Below are 15,879 nucleotides of genomic sequence, written 5' to 3' on the forward strand. Positions count from 1 at the left end.
TCAGTCGAGCTCGACCCAGGCGGCCACGCCCAGCTCGCGGCTGAGCTGCTCCAGCTGGGTCGCGAAGGCGGTCGGTGCCGCGTGCAGCGGGCCGCGCGACACCATCCGCACCGCCCAGCGGTGCCCCGGCGCGATGTTGTAGATCCGGTGGACCACCCGGGAGCCGCGCGGGTCGGGCTCGACCGTGGTCACCCCGCGGTACCACCACTCGCCCTGCTGGGAGACCGACCGCGCGGCCCGGTCGACGGTCACCGTGATCCGGCTGCCGTCCCGGATCGCCACGAACTCGTCCCCGTCGGCGTGCTCGACCGGCCCGGCGACGGCCAGCGGCGACCGCCCGCCGGGCCACACGTCCAGCAGCACCGCCGCCACCCGGTCGGGCGCCGCCTCGACCACACCCCGCAGCACCAGCAGCTCCGTCATCGGCCGCACCACATGAACCCATTACTACCCGGCGGTGTCCAGCCCTCGCTGCCCCGGACCTAGGCTCTGGGCATGGCTGACTCGCTCCTAGGCCCGGCTGAGATCCGGGAACTCGCCGCACGTCTCGGTGTGGCGCCGACCAAGAAGCTCGGCCAGAACTTCCTGCACGACCCGAACACCATCCGCCGGATCGTCGCCGCGGCCGGCCTGCGCCCCGACGACGTCGCGCTGGAGGTCGGCCCCGGCCTGGGCTCGCTCACGCTCGGCCTGGTCGGCGCGGTGCGGCACGTGCACGCGGTGGAGATCGACCCGACCCTGGCCGCCGCGCTGCCGGAGACCGTCGCCGTCGCGCACCTCACCGTGCACCCGGCCGACGCGCTCAGGGTGACCGGCGACCGCTTCGACCCGGCGCCCACCATGCTGGTGGCGAACCTGCCCTACAACGTCGCGGTGCCGGTGGTCCTGCACCTGCTGGCCGAGCTGCCCACGCTGCGCGGCGGGCTGGTCATGGTGCAGAAGGAGGTCGCCGACCGGCTCACCGCCGGCCCCGGCTCCAAGGTCTACGGCGTACCGTCGGTGAAGCTGGCCTGGTATGCCGAGGCCAAACCGGCCGGCAAGGTCCCGCCCGCGGTGTTCTGGCCGGTGCCCAACGTGGATTCCGGCCTGGTCGCCTTCACCCGGCACGACCCGCCGGCGGGCGCCGAGCGCCGCGACGTCTTCGCGGTGATCGACGCGGCGTTCGCGCAGCGCCGCAAGACCCTGCGCGCCGCGCTCGCCGGCTGGGCCGGCGGCCCGGACCGGGCCGAGCGGCTGCTGCGCGCCGCGGGCATCAGCCCGCAACAGCGTGGCGAGTCGCTCACGGTGAGCGAGTTCGCCGCGATCGCGGCAGCGGCCAAACTGTCGGGGTACGGCGGTAAGCTCACCCCGTCCGACGCAGAGCCCCCGTCCGAGGCGAAACCCAAGGAGAGACTCATGACCGGGGAACCCGTGGGTGACGCTCCGATCCGGGACACCGCTCAGTGACAGAGGCCTGGGGACCGGACGATGACGAGCCGCGCCCGCACCACGGTCCGGTCAAGGTCCGCGTGCCGGCGAAAATCAACCTGCACCTCGGGGTCGGCCCGCTGCGGCCGGACGGCTATCACGAGCTGAACACGGTCTATCACGCGATCAGCCTCTTCGACGAGCTCACCGCCCGCCGCGGTGACACCCTCACGCTCACGATGGAGGGCGAGGGCACCGGCGAGCTGGCCCTCGACGAGAGCAACCTGATCATCCGGGCCGCCCGCGCGCTGGCCGCCCGGGGCCGGGTCCCGGCCCACGCCCGGTTGCACCTGCGCAAGTCGATCCCGCTGGCCGGCGGGCTGGCCGGCGGCAGCGCCGACGCCGCCGCCACCCTGATCGCCTGCGACATGCTCTGGGGCCTCGGCATGTCCCGCGACGAGCTGGCCGAGGTCGGCGCGCAGCTCGGCTCCGACGTGCCGTTCCTGCTGCACGGCGGCACCGCGCTCGGCACCGGCCACGGCGAGGCGGTCAGCCCGATCCTGGCCCGCCCCACCACCTGGCACTGGGTGGTCGCGATCGCCGACGGCGGCCTGTCCACCCCGGCGGTCTACCGCGAGCTCGACGTGCTGCGGGAGAGTTCCTGGCCGCCGCCCCCGCTGGGCGATCCCGACCAGCTGATGGCCGCGCTGCGCCAGCGGGACCCCGAGGTGCTCGGCGCCGCGCTCGGCAACGACCTGCAGCCGGCCGCGCTCTCGCTGCGCCCGCACCTCGCCGACGTGCTGAAAGCCGGTCACGAGGCGGGCGCGATCACCGGCATCGTCTCCGGTTCCGGCCCGACCTGCGTCTTCCTCGCCACCGACGCGGGGCACGCGCAGCGGGTCGCGGCGGGGCTGACCGCGGCCGGGGTGTGCCGGGCGACGGTCACCGCACGCGGGCCGCAGCCGGGCGCGCGGGTAATCTAGACGCATCGTGGCCAACATCATCAACCTGGACCGGGTCAACAAGGGTTACGGCGCCGCCGGTCAGCTGCTCACCGACGTCTCGCTCGGCCTGGACGACGACGCCCGCCTCGGCATCGTCGGTCTCAACGGCGCCGGCAAATCCACCCTTCTGCGGCTGCTCGCCAAGCTCGAGGAGCCGGACTCGGGCCGGGTCACCCACCGTCGGGACCTGCGCGTCGCCGCCCTGCCGCAGACCTTCGCGCTGGCCGCCGACGCGACCGTGCGTGACGTCGTGCTCGGCACCGCCTGGCTCGCCGAGGGCATGGGCGCCGAGCACGAGTGGGCCGGTGACGCCGGCGTGCGCACCATCCTCGACGGTCTCGGCATGGGCTACCTGGGGCTGGACACGCCCGTCGGGCCGATGTCCGGTGGCGAGCGCCGCCGGGTCGCCCTCGCCGCCCTGCTGGTCCGGGAGAGCGACCTGCTGATCCTCGACGAGCCCACCAACCACCTCGACGTGGCCGGTGTCGACTGGCTCGCCAAGCACCTGCTGACCCGCAAGGGTTCGCTGGTCGTGGTCACCCACGACCGCTGGTTCCTCGACGAGGTCTGCACCGCGACCTGGGAGGTCGTCGACGAGCAGGTGCACACCTACGAGGGTGGCTACGCCGCCTGGACGCTGGCCCGGGCGGAACGGCAGCGGGTCGCCGCCGCCATCGAGGCCCGCCGGCAGAACCTGCTGCGCAAGGAGATCGCCTGGCTGCGCCGCGGCCCGCCGGCCCGCACCTCCAAGCCGAAATTCCGCATCGACGCGGCCAACGAGCTGATCGCCGACGTCCCGCCGGTGCGTGACACGGTCAGCCTGCAGCGCCTCGCCACCACCCGGCTCGGCAAACAGGTCTACGACCTGGAGCAGGTCACGCTCAACGCCGGTCCCAAACCGATCCTCCAGGACCTGACCTGGCAGGTCGGCCCCGGCGACCGGATCGCGATCCTGGGCGCCAACGGCGCCGGCAAGACCACCCTGCTGCGGCTGCTCGCCGGCGTGACGACACCCGACGGCGGCCGTCTGGTCACCGGCTCGACCGTGCGCCCGGCGTTCCTCTCCCAGGAGCTCAAGGAGCTGCCCGGGCACCTGCGGCTGCTCGAAGCCGTCGAGGAGGTCGCCAAGCGGGTCAAGCTCGGCGACCGGGAACTCTCCGCGGGCCAGCTCGCCGAGGTGTTCGGCTTCACCGACAAGCGGATCTGGACGCCGGTCAGCGACCTCTCCGGTGGGGAGCGGCGGCGTCTCCAGCTGCTGCGGCTGCTCGCGACCGAGCCCAACGTGCTGCTCCTCGACGAGCCGACCAACGACCTCGACACCGACACCCTGGCCGCGCTCGAGGACCTGCTCGACTCGTGGCCCGGCACGATGGTGGTGGCCAGCCACGACCGCTATCTGGTCGAGCGCGTCACCGACACGGCGTTCGGGATGTTCGGTGACGGCCGGCTCGTGCACCTGCCCGGTGGCGTCGACGAATACCTCGCCCGTGTGGCAGCGCCGTCCGCTCCGGGCGTACCGGTCCGGGGTGCCGAGGCGCCGCGCAGCGTGCCGGGCCTCTCCCAGGGTGAGTTGCGCCAAGCTCGCAAGGACCTGGCGCGGCTGGAGCGGCAGATGGACAAGCTCTCCGAGAAAGAATCGAAGATCAACGAGAGCCTGGCCGAGCACGGCAGCGACTACGAGAAGCTCGTCGAGCTGGAAGCGCAGCTCAAGGCGGTGCAGCAGGAGCGTGCCGAGGCCGAGGAGGCCTGGCTGGAGCTCGCCGAGCAGGTGTCCGAGAACTGAACCGGGGGGTGTGCCTGCGCCGCTTGTGGGGGATACGCGAGAATCGGCACGTAGGCACCCGACCTTGGAGACGGAACCATGGCGCACACCCCGGTCAATCACCCGCTTCGGCCGCTCTATCGGATAGCCGGCTTCATCGCCGGGGCTTACCTGGTGGTCTTCGGCATCCTGGGATTCATCCAGACGTCGGGTGAGAGTTTCACCGGCCCCGGCGAGCGGGTCCTCGGCCAGGGCACCAACATGCTCTGGTCGATCGTGTCGCTGGCCGTCGGCGCCGTCGTGCTGCTGACCACCGCGACCGGTCGCAATCTCGACGTCGCGGCCGACAAGTACCTGGGGTGGGGCCTGCTGGTGCTGGGCACCTACGAGCTGGCCGTGCTGCGCACCGACGACGTGAACTTCTTCGGCTTCACCATGTCGACGGTGGTCGTGACCTACCTCGTCGGCCTGCTGCTGATCACGGTCAGCCTGTACAGCAAGATCGCCCCGCGGTCGGAGGCCGGTGCGCCGCGCCAGGTGCGCGAGGGCCGGACCGCCTGATTCACTGCCCGCCGCCGGGTCCGCTCAGCGGACCCGGCGCGTGATCAGCCCCGGCTTGGTCTCCAGGTGGGAGAGACCGTTCCAGGCCAGATTGACCAGGTGCGCGGCGACCATCTCCTTCTTCGGCTTGCGCGCCTCCCGCCACCACTGCCCGACCAGGGCGACCATCCCGACCAGCGCCTGCGAGTAGAGCTCGGCGACCTTCGGGTCCAGGCCACGGGTCTTGAACTCGGCGCCCAGGATGTGCTCCACCCGGTGCGCCACATCGCTCATCACGCTGGAGAAGTTGCCGCCCGCGGAGAGCACCGGCGACTCCCGCACCAGCACGCGGAAGCCGTGCGGCTCCTCCTCGATGTAGTCGAGCAGCGCCAGCGCCGCCTGTTCCAGCAGCTCCCGGGGATGCCCCGCGGTCAGTGCCGCGGCGATCCGGTCGAGCAGGGCGCGCACCTCGCGGTCCACCACCACGGCGTAGAGGCCTTCCTTGCCGCCGAAGTGCTCGTAGACCACCGGCTTCGACACCTTTGCCCGCGCCGCCACCTCCTCGACGCTGGTGCCGTCGTAGCCCCGCTCCGCGAAGAGCTGCCGGCCGATCACGATGAGCTGCTCCCGGCGCTGGGCCGCCGACATCCGAACTCGTGGCGCGCGCCGGTCTCCTTGATCGCTCACTGGCCCATCCTGCCAGGTGGCGGCCTGGCATCCCGGATGTCCGGGGTTGCGGGATCAGGCAAATGGCGAAGGCAACTCGATCGATGGATTCGCTGCTGCTCACGGGCCTGTCGTCGCCCTCCCGCAGGCGTAGCGGGGACGGACTGGGATACTGACTTCGGGCTGCTGTCGTCGGGCGCTAGTGTGACGACCGGACCGATCGGCTGTGGTGTAATTGGCAACACTAGGGATTTTGGTTCCCTCATTCCAGGTTCGAGTCCTGGCAGCCGAGCAACTTGTCGACCGCGGTTGACGTGACGCCGCGCATGCACAGATGCCACTGCGAACGATGGAGTTGCCGCGTGAGCCAGGCCCCCAGCCGTACCGTCGTCGTCCTCGCCGCCGGTGAGGGCAAGCGGATGAAGTCCGCGACGCCCAAGGTCCTGCAGCCGCTGCTCGGCCGCACCCTGCTCGGGCACGTCCTGCACGTGGCCTCCGCCATCCACACCGACCGCACCCTGGTCGTGGTCGGGCACAAGGCCGACCAGGTGGGTGCGTTCCTGGCCGAGGCCGCGCCCGACGCAACCCCGGTGCTGCAGGCCGAGCAGAACGGCACCGGCCACGCGGTCCGGATCGCGCTGGACGCCGCGCCCGAGCTGACCGGCACGGTGGTGGTGCTCAGCGGTGACGTTCCGCTGCTGCGGCCGGAGACGGTCGAGGCGCTGCTCACCACCCACGAGCGGGCCGGCGCCGCGGCGACCGTGCTGAGCGCCGAGGTGGCCGAGCCGGGCGGGCTGGGCCGGATCGTCCGGGACGCGGCCGGCAACCTGGAGCGGATCGTCGAGCAGAAGGACGCGACCGAGGAGCAGCGCCGGATCCGCGAGATCAACTCGGGGATCTACGCCTTCGACGCGGCGCTGCTGCGGGAGGCGCTCGGCAAGCTCTCCACGGACAACGCGCAGGGCGAGGAATACCTGACCGACGTCTTCGGGATCCTGGCCGCGCAGGGGCACCCGGTCGCGATCGAGGTGGCCGAGTTCGCCTACGAGACGCTCGGCTGCAACGACCGGGCGGAGCTGTCCCGGCTGCGGGTGCTGATGCGGGACCGGATCAACGACGCCTGGATGCGTTCCGGGGTGCTGCTGCTCGACCCGGCGACCACCTGGATCGACGCGACGGTGACGTTGGAGCCGGACGCGGTGGTGGAGCAGAACTGCAAGCTGTCCGGCACCACGACGGTGGCGCGGGACGCGGTGATCGGCCCGGACACCACGCTGATCGACACGACGGTGGCCGAGGGGGCGACCGTCCTGCGTACTCACTCGATCGGGGCACAGATCGGTCCGGAGGCGACGGTCGGCCCGTTCTCCTATCTGCGGCCGGGGACCCGGTTGGCCCGTAAGTCCAAGGTCGGCGGTTTCGTCGAGACGAAGAACGCCGAGCTCGGCGAGGGCGCCAAGGTGCCGCACCTGACCTACGTGGGCGACGCGACGATCGGCGCGAAGGCCAACATCGGCGCCGGCACGATCTTCGCCAACTACGACGGCGTACGGAAGAGCCACACCGTCGTGGGTGAGGCGGCTTTCGTCGGCTCGGACACCGTCCTGATCGCACCGGTCGAGATCGGCCCGGGGGCCTATGTGGCGGCCGGCAGCGCTGTCGCCAAGGACGTTCCGGCGGGCAACCTCGGGGTGACCCGCGCCCAGCAGCGCAACATCGAGGGCTGGACCGTGCGTAAGCGGCCGGGCACGGTGTCGGCGGCCGCCGCCGAGGCCGCAGATATCACCCCTGAGCAGGAGTGATCCAGCTGGGGTGAGCCATCCCACCCGGCGGGCTCGAAACGTGGCGGTTACCTTGCCGCAAGGGATACTTCACTGCGAACCCACCCCCTAATCACACGGGAGCAGCGAGCCGATGGGCAGCATCGTCGCCGAGAACCGTAAGAGTCTGATGCTCTTCTCCGGCCGGGGTTTCCCGGAACTGGCCGAGGAGATCGGCCAGGTGCTCGGCGTGGCGCCGACGCCGTCGGATTCGTATGAGTTCGCCAACGGTGAGATCTTCGTCCGGTTCAAGGAATCGGTCCGTGGATCGGACGCCTTCGTGGTCCAGTCGGTCACCGAAGGGGTGAATCGCTGGGTCATGGAAACCCTGATCATGATCGACGCGCTGAAGCGGGGATCGGCGAAGCGGATCACCGTGGTGCTGCCGTTCTACCCGTACTCGCGGCAGGACAAGAAGCACCGCGGCCGGGAGCCGATCTCCGCCCGCCTGGTCGCCGACCTGCTGAAGACCGCCGGGGCGAACCGGATCCTCACGGTCGACCTGCACACCGCGCAGATCCAGGGCTTCTTCGACGGCCCGGTGGACCACCTGTTCGCGATGGACATCCTCGCCGACTACGTGCAGAAGAAGTTCGCCGGCCGCCCGATGACCGTGGTGGCGCCGGACTCCGGCCGGGTCCGGGTGGCCGAGCGCTGGACCGACCGCCTCGGCGGTTGCCCGCTGGCCTTCATCCACAAGACCCGTGACCCGCTGAAGCCCAACCAGGTGGTGGCGAACCGGGTGGTCGGCGAGGTCGAGGGCCGGGTCTGCCTGATCGTCGACGACATGATCGACACCGGTGGGACGATCGCCAAGGCGGCGGACATCCTCTTCGAGGAGGGTGCGGCCGACGTGATCGTGGCCTCGACCCACGCGCTGCTCTCCGACCCGGCCACTGAGCGGCTGAAGAACAGCCGGATCAGCGAGCTGGTGGTGACGAACACACTGCCGCTCTCGCCGGAGAAGCGTCTGGACAAGATCACCGTGCTGTCGATCGCCCCGCTGCTGGCCCGGGCGATCCGTGAGGTGTTCGACGACGGCTCGGTGACCACTTTGTTCGGTGGTCTCAGCTGATTTCGTGATCGAGCGGGACGCCCGTCGGTGACGGGCGTTCTCTCGTGTGGTGCAAGTTGCACCGGTGGAGTGATTTTTCGCGGACGTCGCCAGGTGGGCGGACCCGCTGAATGATGCGCGATCGTGGCAGGTAAGCTAGTGCGGTTGCCACGGCGAGGGTGCTTCGTGGGCTGTTGAGGTTCGCAGCCCGCTCGAGGCGCCGTCATCGACGCGGTGCTCCGGGCCTGTGCCCCGCGCGCCCTTGCCCGGCAGCGCCGACACCACCGCAGCACTGCCGGATACCGCAGCCGCAGACTTAGACGCAGCCCGCTTCGAAGAGTTTCAGGAGTTTCCCCGTGTCCGAGGTAAAGATCAGCGCCGAGCCCCGTACCGAGTTCGGCAAGGGTGGTGCCCGCCGCACGCGCCGGGCCGGTCTGGTGCCAGCCGTGCTGTACGGCCACGGCGAGAAGCCGCAGCACATCGCGCTGCCGGCCCGTGAGTTCGCGGCCGCCATCCGCCACGGCGGCATGAACCAGATTTTCACGATCGACATCGTCGGCGGCTCGGGTGCCACGTTCGCCCTGCCGAAGGCGATCCAGCGGGACCCGATCAAGGACACGTACGAGCACGTGGACCTGCTGATCGTGAAGCGCGGCGAGAAGGTCCAGGTCGACGTCCCGGTGACGCTGACCGGTGAGGCCGCCAAGAACACGCTGGTGGTGCACGAGTCGAACACGGTTGCCGTGGTCGCCGACGCGCTGCACCTGCCGTCCGAGCTCGAGGTTTCGATCGAGGGCCTGGAGGCCGGCTCGCACGTCACCGCCGGTGACGTGAAGCTGCCCCGGGGCACCGAGCTCGCGGTGGACCCGGAGACCGTGCTCGCGATCGTCAGCGCGGCGCAGACCGTGGCGCCGGCTGAGGACGAGGCCGGCGAGGGCGCCGCTGCTGAGGGTGACAGCAGCGCGGAGTAAGTCTGTCGCGCAGCAGCGGTAAACCAGTTGTCAGGGAAAGTGCCGGGTGGCACTTTCCCTGATGCGTATGTGGGAGGCGGACAGTGGTGAGCGACGAGGCGCCCTGGCTGGTGGTCGGACTGGGGAACCCGGGCCGGGAGTACGCGGGCAACCGGCACAACGTGGGTTTCATGGTGGCCGACCTGCTGGCGTCCCGGATCGGCGGCCGGTTCGGGCGGGCGAAACGCGCGCAGGCCGAAGCGGCTGAGGGCCGGCTGGGCTTCGGCGGTCCGCGCTTGATCCTGGTGAAACCGCTGACCTACATGAACCTCTCCGGCGCCCCGGTGGTGTCGCTGGCGCAGTTCTTCAAAGTTCCCGTGGCGAATGTGATCGCGGTGCATGATGAGCTTGATGTGCCGTTCGGGCAGGTTCGAGTGAAACGCGGCGGAGGCGAGGGCGGGCACAACGGGCTGCGCTCCATGTCGAAGTCGTTGTCGAGCAAGGACTACGCGCGGGTGCGGTTCGGCATCGGTCGTCCGCCCGGACGGCAGGATCCGGCCGATTACGTGCTCTCCGATTTCTCCTCGGTGGAGCGCAAGGAACTGGACTTCCTGGTGGATCGGGCGGCCGACGTGGTGGAGGCCGTGGTCCTCGAGGGTGTCGAGTGGGCGCAGAACAAATACCACGGGAATTGATGCCCGCAGGACGAAACAAAGAATCCGTTTGGGTCGTTTTGTCCGCCTAGTCATCCCGTGACGCCCTCCGCCGTCCGTCCGTTGGTCACACGGACGCACGCACATCAGTGCATGGCCGACGGGACGGGAGGTTCGAGGATGTCGCAGGACGTGTCCGAGGACCGGGCGGGCGCGTTGACCGAACCGACGGCGATCCTCCCGGTGATCCGGCCCGATCGTGTCCCGCAGGATCCGCCGCCCGGTTACGGCCTGGCGAATCATCCCCCCGGCAACCACGGTCCACAGCGGCCGGGCAAGCGCAGGTCCGGGCGCAACAGCAAGATCCCCGGGCCGGTCGCGCCGCTGAGCCCGCCGCCTTCCGGCGCCGAGGCGCGGCGGCCGGACAACGCACCACCACGAGGCGTACGGTCCGCCGCGGACCCGGCGCGCAACCGGGCGGTCGACCGGCACTGGTCGAGCCGGCGCAACCGGTCCGAGGCGGCCCGCGCGGCGAACCGCCCCTTCCTCCGGGCCCGTGGCCGGCACGCCGCGCTGTCACGGCGCCAGCTCTGGGAACGCCAGTACGTTCGGGCACTCGTACTGTCCGACCTGGTCGCCGGGGTGGTCGCCGGGGTCGTGGCGTTCATGCTCCGGTTCGGCGACGCGGTCACCGCGTACAACCGTGGCTACCTTCTCCTGTCCGCGCTGCTGCCGGCCGCCCTCCTGGTGGTCCTGGCGTTCTGCCGGGCGTACGAACGGCGCTACCTCTTCGTCGGCAGTGACGAGTACCAGCGGGTGATCCGGGGCGGTGTGACCCTCATCGCGGGGGCGTCCGTCCTGTCGTACGCCCTCGATCTGGACCTGGCGCGCTCCTATGTGCTGGTGGCGCTTCCGGTCGCGATAGCGACCGTGGTGATGTCCCGGTTCCTGCTGCGCAAGCGGCTGCACCTGGCCCGCGCCCGCGGGGAGAACCTCCGTCGGGTGATCGTCGTCGGCCACGAGCTGTCGGTCATCGGCATCACCCGGCAGCTGCGCCGCGAGCGCTACCACGGCCTGGAGGTGGTCGGGGCGTGCCTGCCGCCGGACGCCGACGGGATCGGGATCACCGACCTCACCGTCTACGGCACCTTCGACGACGTGGCGAGCGCGGTGGAACAGGCCGACGCCGACACCGTGGTGGTGCTCAGCTGCCCCGAACTGGACGGTGCCGCGGTGCGCCGGCTGGCCTGGCGCCTGGAACGCGACGAGGTGGACCTGGTGGTGGCCAGCGCGCTGGTCGACGTCGCCGGTGCGCGGACCACGATCCGGCCGTTCGACGGACTGCCCATGCTGCACGTCGAGCATCCTCGGCTGCACGGTGGATCGCGCCTGGTCAAGGACGTGGTCGATCGTCTAGGTGCACTCCTCCTTCTGATCCTTTCCGGTCCGGTACTCCTAGGCGTGGCGCTCTGCGTGGGCCTCACCTCGCGCGGCCCGGTACTCTTTCGGCAAGTGCGCGTGGGACGTGACGGCCGTCATTTCCGGATCTTCAAGTTCCGCAGCATGTATATCGACGCCGAGGCACGTCTGCACGAGCTGAGGCACCTCAACGAGCACGACGGTGTGCTCTTCAAAATCCGCGACGACCCGCGGGTCACCCCGGTCGGACGGTGGTTACGCAGGTTCTCGCTGGACGAGCTCCCGCAGCTGATCAACGTCCTCCTGGGGCAGATGTCGCTGGTCGGTCCACGGCCGCCGTTGCCGACGGAGGTTGCCGCCTACGCCGACGACGTTCGGCGCCGGCTGGCAGTCAAACCCGGCATGACCGGTCTGTGGCAGGTCTCCGGGCGCTCCGACCTCTCCTGGGAGGAGGCGGTCCGGCTCGACCTTCGCTATGTCGAGAACTGGTCACTGAGCCTGGATCTGGTGATCCTGCTCAGGACGGTGACCGCGGTGGCGCGGTCATCCGGGGCGTACTGAAGGTTCGCAGCCTGCTGCAGGCGAGTGAGGAGCGAGACGATGGGCGAGCAGACGAAGACGTCGGCACGCATTGCTGGTCCGCGGGACGCCGGCGAGAACGGCACACCACCGGTCATCGACGCCGCGTTCGCCCGCTGGCTCGCGGAGCGCGCCGGTCAGGTGCTTCTCCAGGTTCGCGCCGAGATGGGCTACGCCGACCCGAAGGCGCTCAAGGCGGCCGGTGACCAGGCCGCACACGATCTGCTCCGCAGCGAGCTGGCGCGCTGGCGTCCGGCCGACGCGGTGCTCTCCGAGGAGGACGAGCACTCGCGCGTCGCCTGGCAGGAGGGCGAGGAGGTCACGGTCCGCCCGGACCGGCTCGGCGCCTCGCGGGTGTGGATCGTCGACCCGCTCGACGGCACCCGGGAGTTCTCCGAGGAGGGCCGCACCGACTGGGCCGTGCACGTGGCGCTCTGGACCGCCGACTCGTCGAACCCGGCCTGCCTCGCGGCCGGTGCGGTGGCGATGCCGGCTCAGCACCGTACGTTCGCCACCGACCAGCCGCCGGCCTACCCGCCGATGCCGCTGGAGGCGGCCACCGGCGGAGCGATCCGGATCGCGGCCAGCCGGACCCGGCCGCCCGCGTTCGTCACCGCCCTGGCCGAGGACATCGGCGCCGAGCTGGTGCCGATGGGCTCCGCCGGGGTGAAGATCGCCGCGGTGATCAGCGGCGAGGCGGACGCCTACGTGCACGCCGGCGGGCAGTACGAGTGGGACTCGGCCGCGCCGGCCGCGGTAGCGCTCGCCACCGGCCTGCACGCGTCCCGCATCGACGGGTCCCCGCTGGCCTACAACCAGGCCGACCCGAAGCTGCCTGACCTGGTCGTCTGTCGCAAAGATCTCGCTCCTCGGTTGCTTGCTGCGCTGCAGCGGCATCTTCCGTAACAATGACGGCCCGGAAACCAGCCGATAACCCCGAAAGGTCTGGGGACTGAACCCATGAGCCAGACGAAGCCCTACCGCGTCTCGCATCTTGATGCTCTCGAAGCCGAGAGCATCTTCGTCATGCGCGAGGTCATGGCCGAGTTCGAGCGCCCCGTGCTGCTCTTCTCCGGCGGCAAGGACTCGATCGTGATGCTGCGCCTCGCCGAGAAGGCGTTTGCCCCCGCGCGCATCCCGTTCCCGGTCATGCACGTCGACACCGGCCACAACTTCCCCGAGGTGCTGGAGTACCGGGACCGCCGGGTGGCGTCGCTCGGCCTCAACCTGGTGGTCGCCAGCGTGCAGGAGGCGATCGACACCGGCCTGGTGCGCGAGCTGCCGGACGGCACGCGCAACCGCATCCAGACCCCGGTGCTGCTCAACGCGGTGGAGAAGTACCGCTTCGACGCCCTCTTCGGCGGCGCGCGGCGCGACGAGGAGAAGGCCCGGGCCAAGGAGCGGATGTTCAGCTTCCGCGACGAGTTCGGCCAGTGGGACCCGAAGAACCAGCGGCCCGAGCTGTGGGCGCTCTACAACGGCCGGCACCACCCGGGCGAGTCGATCCGGGTGTTCCCGCTCTCCAACTGGACCGAGCTGGACGTCTGGCACTACATCGCCAAGGAGCAGATCCCGCTGCCGAGCATCTACTACGCGCATGACCGCGAGGTCGTCGAGCGGGGCGGGATGTTCTACGCGGTCAACGAGTTCATCCGGCTGCGCGACGGCGAGACCTCCGAGGTGCGCCGGGTGCGTTACCGCACGGTCGGCGACGCGTCGCAGACCGCCGCGGTGCTGTCCGAGGCCGACACCGTGGACAAGGTGATCGACGAGGTCGCCGCCACCCGGATCACCGAGCGTGGTGCGACCCGCGGCGACGACAAGGTCAGCGAGGCCGCGATGGAAGACCGTAAGCGAGAGGGTTACTTCTGATGAGCCAGGCAGTTCTCGAGCCTGACGCCGCCGCTTCGCGCGGCATGGACCTGCTGCGGTTCGCCACCGCGGGCAGCGTGGACGACGGCAAGTCGACGCTCATCGGCCGGCTGCTGTACGACACCAAGACGATCTTCGAGGATCAGCTCGAGGCCGTGGAGAGCGCCAGCGCGTCCCGCGGCGACGAGTACACGAACCTGGCGCTCCTGACCGACGGCCTGCGCGCCGAGCGGGAACAGGGCATCACCATCGACGTGGCGTACCGCTACTTCGCGACGCCGCGGCGCAAGTTCATCATCGCGGACACCCCCGGGCACATTCAGTACACCCGGAACATGGTGACCGGCGCGTCCACCGCCGACCTCGCGCTGATCCTGGTCGACGCCCGTAAGGGCCTGGTCGAGCAGTCCCGCCGGCACGCGTTCCTGACGAGCCTGCTGCGGGTGCCGCACCTGGTCCTCTGCGTCAACAAGATGGACCTGGTCGACTGGGATCAGGACGTCTACAACAAGATCGCTGACGAGTTCACCTCGTTCGCCGCGAAACTCGACGTGCCGGACCTGACGATCATCCCGATCTCCGCGCTGAACGGCGACAACATCGCCAGCCGCTCGGAGAACTCCCCGTGGTACGAGGGCCCGTCCCTGCTGCACCACCTGGAGCACGTGCACATCGCCAGCGACCGCAACCTGGTCGACGTGCGCTTCCCGGTGCAGTACGTGATCCGCCCGCAGTCGACCACGGTCACCGACTACCGCGGTTACGCCGGTCAGGTCGCCTCCGGCGTGCTCAAGCCCGGCGACGACGTGATGGCCCTGCCCTCCGGCATGACCAGCACGATCGCGTCGATCGACACCGCGGACGGGCCGGTCGACGAGGCCTTCCCGCCGATGTCGGTGACGATCCGGCTGACCGACGAGATCGACATCTCGCGCGGTGACATGCTCTGCCGCCCGCACAACGCCCCGACGCCCGCCCAGGACATCGAGGCGATGATCTGCTGGATGGACGAGACGGCGCCGCTGCGCATCGGCGGCAAGTACGCGATCAAGCACACCACCCGCACCGCCCGGACCGTGGTCCGCGGCCTGCAGTACCGGCTGGACGTGAACACCCTGCACCGGGACGAGGCGGCGAACGAGCTCGGGCTCAACGAGATCGGCCGGGTCCGGCTGCGCACCACGGTGCCGCTGCTCGCCGACGAGTACCGGCGCAACCGGACGACCGGTGGCTTCATCCTGATCGACGAGACGACCAACCGTACGGTCGGCGCCGGGATGATCATCGAGGCCCGTTAGGGCGACGTGGGCGGCGGTTCGGGAGACCGGACCGTCGCCCACACCACCTTGCCGTTCTCGGTGGGCACGGCACCCCACATCGCCGCGGTCTCGTGCACCGTGCGCAGACCCCGGCCCCGTACGTCGAGCGGCACGTCCGGCCGTGGACGGGTCAGCTGGACGATCTCCGGCAGCCGCGGATCCCCGTCACCGACCGACAGGTGCACCCCGGCGCCGCGCCGGCTCACCACCACCCGGATCTCGGTGCCGGCGTGCTCCACCGCGTTCGTCACGAGCTCCGACATCACCAGCCGGCTGGGATGCAGCAGATGCACCAGCCCCCACTGCAGACAGGCGTCCCCGACCAGATTGCGCGCGGCACTCGGTGCGTCCGGATCGGGCGCCAGCGTCACGCTCACCCGCTCGGCGCCGGGCATCCGGCCGGCCAGGGCCACCCGGGCCTGGCGCACCTTCGCGTAGACCGGCAGGAAACGGCCCGCCCCCAGCGCCTGCATCCGGTCCGCCAGCGGCAGATCCGGCGGCACGCAGAGGGCGAGGTGCACCGGCGGTTCCAGGCCCGCAGCGACGTGCTGAGCGGTCGACCAGGTCGAGGCGCTCTCGCTGTGCGGGTCGAGCAACCCGGTGAGATCCACGATCAGACCGTCCGGGTGCTCGGTGAGGCACCGGCGCAGGCCGGCCGAGGCGCTGGTGCGCAGCTGGGCGTCCCACGGACCGCGCACCGTGAGCAGCGAGACGGCAGCGTCGTCGCCGACGTCGATACTGACGGTGACACCTTGCTCGGTGTGATCGCGAAGGTACGGTGGGCTGACCCCCATGCCGGACACCATAGCCGTGCGCCCCGCCGTTGAGCCCCTG

The 15,879-nt window shown here is 70.5% G+C and carries 14 protein-coding genes, 1 tRNA gene and 1 pseudogene; 13 read left to right on the plus strand and 3 right to left on the minus strand.

Features of this window, described 5'->3' with window-relative positions; genetic code table 11:
• The gene (locus AB0F81_RS25255) at positions 1-423 is read right to left on the minus strand and encodes a hypothetical protein (RefSeq protein WP_360201030.1); all 423 of its coding nucleotides are present in this window, start codon (positions 421-423) and stop codon (positions 1-3) included.
• A 72-nt stretch (positions 424-495) separates the two neighbouring features.
• Here AB0F81_RS25255 and rsmA point away from each other — a divergent pair.
• The 4 genes and pseudogenes from rsmA to AB0F81_RS25275 form a co-directional block, all read left to right on the plus strand.
• Positions 496-1,317 (plus strand): annotated as a pseudogene (rsmA, locus tag AB0F81_RS25260) (16S rRNA (adenine(1518)-N(6)/adenine(1519)-N(6))-dimethyltransferase RsmA); the annotation flags it as partial.
• Positions 1,318-1,442: 125 nt separating this feature from the next.
• On the plus strand, positions 1,443-2,390 hold the full coding sequence (locus tag AB0F81_RS25265) for a 4-(cytidine 5'-diphospho)-2-C-methyl-D-erythritol kinase (protein WP_360201031.1): 948 nt from the start codon (positions 1,443-1,445) through the stop codon (positions 2,388-2,390).
• A 7-nt stretch (positions 2,391-2,397) separates the two neighbouring features.
• Positions 2,398-4,194 carry an ABC-F family ATP-binding cassette domain-containing protein gene (locus AB0F81_RS25270; RefSeq protein ID WP_360201033.1) on the plus strand — a complete coding sequence of 599 codons (1,797 nt, stop codon included), beginning with the start codon at positions 2,398-2,400 and terminating at the stop codon, positions 4,192-4,194.
• 78 nt (positions 4,195-4,272) lie between these two features.
• Positions 4,273-4,734 (plus strand): DUF4383 domain-containing protein, encoded by a 462-nt coding sequence (locus AB0F81_RS25275; protein ID WP_360201035.1) that lies wholly within the window; start codon positions 4,273-4,275, stop codon positions 4,732-4,734.
• A 24-nt stretch (positions 4,735-4,758) separates the two neighbouring features.
• Here the strand turns inward: AB0F81_RS25275 and AB0F81_RS25280 are convergent, their stop codons facing one another.
• Positions 4,759-5,361, minus strand: coding sequence for a TetR/AcrR family transcriptional regulator (locus AB0F81_RS25280; RefSeq protein ID WP_360201036.1), 603 nt, complete (start codon positions 5,359-5,361; stop codon positions 4,759-4,761).
• A 238-nt stretch (positions 5,362-5,599) separates the two neighbouring features.
• Between AB0F81_RS25280 and AB0F81_RS25285 the strand changes: the two genes are divergently transcribed.
• The 9 genes from AB0F81_RS25285 (at position 5,600) to cysN (ending at position 15,024) form a co-directional block, all read left to right on the plus strand.
• Positions 5,600-5,671: transfer RNA gene (locus AB0F81_RS25285), tRNA-Gln, on the plus strand.
• Positions 5,672-5,741: 70 nt separating this feature from the next.
• A complete protein-coding gene (glmU, locus tag AB0F81_RS25290; RefSeq protein WP_360201038.1) occupies positions 5,742-7,181 on the plus strand; it encodes a bifunctional UDP-N-acetylglucosamine diphosphorylase/glucosamine-1-phosphate N-acetyltransferase GlmU in 1,440 nt (479 codons plus the stop codon).
• Positions 7,182-7,293: 112 nt separating this feature from the next.
• On the plus strand, positions 7,294-8,274 hold the full coding sequence (locus AB0F81_RS25295) for a ribose-phosphate diphosphokinase (protein WP_360201040.1): 981 nt from the start codon (positions 7,294-7,296) through the stop codon (positions 8,272-8,274).
• 335 nt (positions 8,275-8,609) lie between these two features.
• Positions 8,610-9,224 carry a 50S ribosomal protein L25/general stress protein Ctc gene (locus AB0F81_RS25300; RefSeq protein WP_360201041.1) on the plus strand — a complete coding sequence of 205 codons (615 nt, stop codon included), beginning with the start codon at positions 8,610-8,612 and terminating at the stop codon, positions 9,222-9,224.
• An 86-nt stretch (positions 9,225-9,310) separates the two neighbouring features.
• Entirely contained in the window at positions 9,311-9,898 is a 588-nt protein-coding gene (gene pth, locus AB0F81_RS25305) for an aminoacyl-tRNA hydrolase (protein ID WP_360201042.1), read from the plus strand.
• 138 nt (positions 9,899-10,036) lie between these two features.
• Positions 10,037-11,836 (plus strand): exopolysaccharide biosynthesis polyprenyl glycosylphosphotransferase, encoded by a 1,800-nt coding sequence (locus AB0F81_RS25310; RefSeq protein WP_360201044.1) that lies wholly within the window; start codon positions 10,037-10,039, stop codon positions 11,834-11,836.
• Positions 11,837-11,875: 39 nt separating this feature from the next.
• The gene (locus AB0F81_RS25315) at positions 11,876-12,760 is read left to right on the plus strand and encodes a 3'(2'),5'-bisphosphate nucleotidase CysQ (RefSeq protein ID WP_360201046.1); all 885 of its coding nucleotides are present in this window, start codon (positions 11,876-11,878) and stop codon (positions 12,758-12,760) included.
• A 54-nt stretch (positions 12,761-12,814) separates the two neighbouring features.
• Positions 12,815-13,726, plus strand: a complete 912-nt coding sequence (gene cysD, locus AB0F81_RS25320) for a sulfate adenylyltransferase subunit CysD (protein WP_360201048.1) — start codon at positions 12,815-12,817, stop codon at positions 13,724-13,726.
• Positions 13,726-15,024 carry a sulfate adenylyltransferase subunit CysN gene (cysN, locus tag AB0F81_RS25325; RefSeq protein WP_360201049.1) on the plus strand — a complete coding sequence of 433 codons (1,299 nt, stop codon included), beginning with the start codon at positions 13,726-13,728 and terminating at the stop codon, positions 15,022-15,024. The genes cysD and cysN overlap by 1 nt, the downstream gene beginning before the upstream one ends.
• On the opposite strand, the gene AB0F81_RS25330 is transcribed toward cysN, so the two are convergent.
• On the minus strand, positions 15,021-15,839 hold the full coding sequence (locus AB0F81_RS25330) for an ATP-binding protein (RefSeq protein ID WP_360201050.1): 819 nt from the start codon (positions 15,837-15,839) through the stop codon (positions 15,021-15,023). The two genes, cysN and AB0F81_RS25330, sit on opposite strands and share 4 nt — an antisense overlap.
• Positions 15,840-15,879 lie beyond the last annotated feature (40 nt).

The sequence above is a fragment of the Actinoplanes sp. NPDC024001 genome, assembly GCF_040638955.1.
Taxonomy (GTDB): domain Bacteria; phylum Actinomycetota; class Actinomycetes; order Mycobacteriales; family Micromonosporaceae; genus Actinoplanes.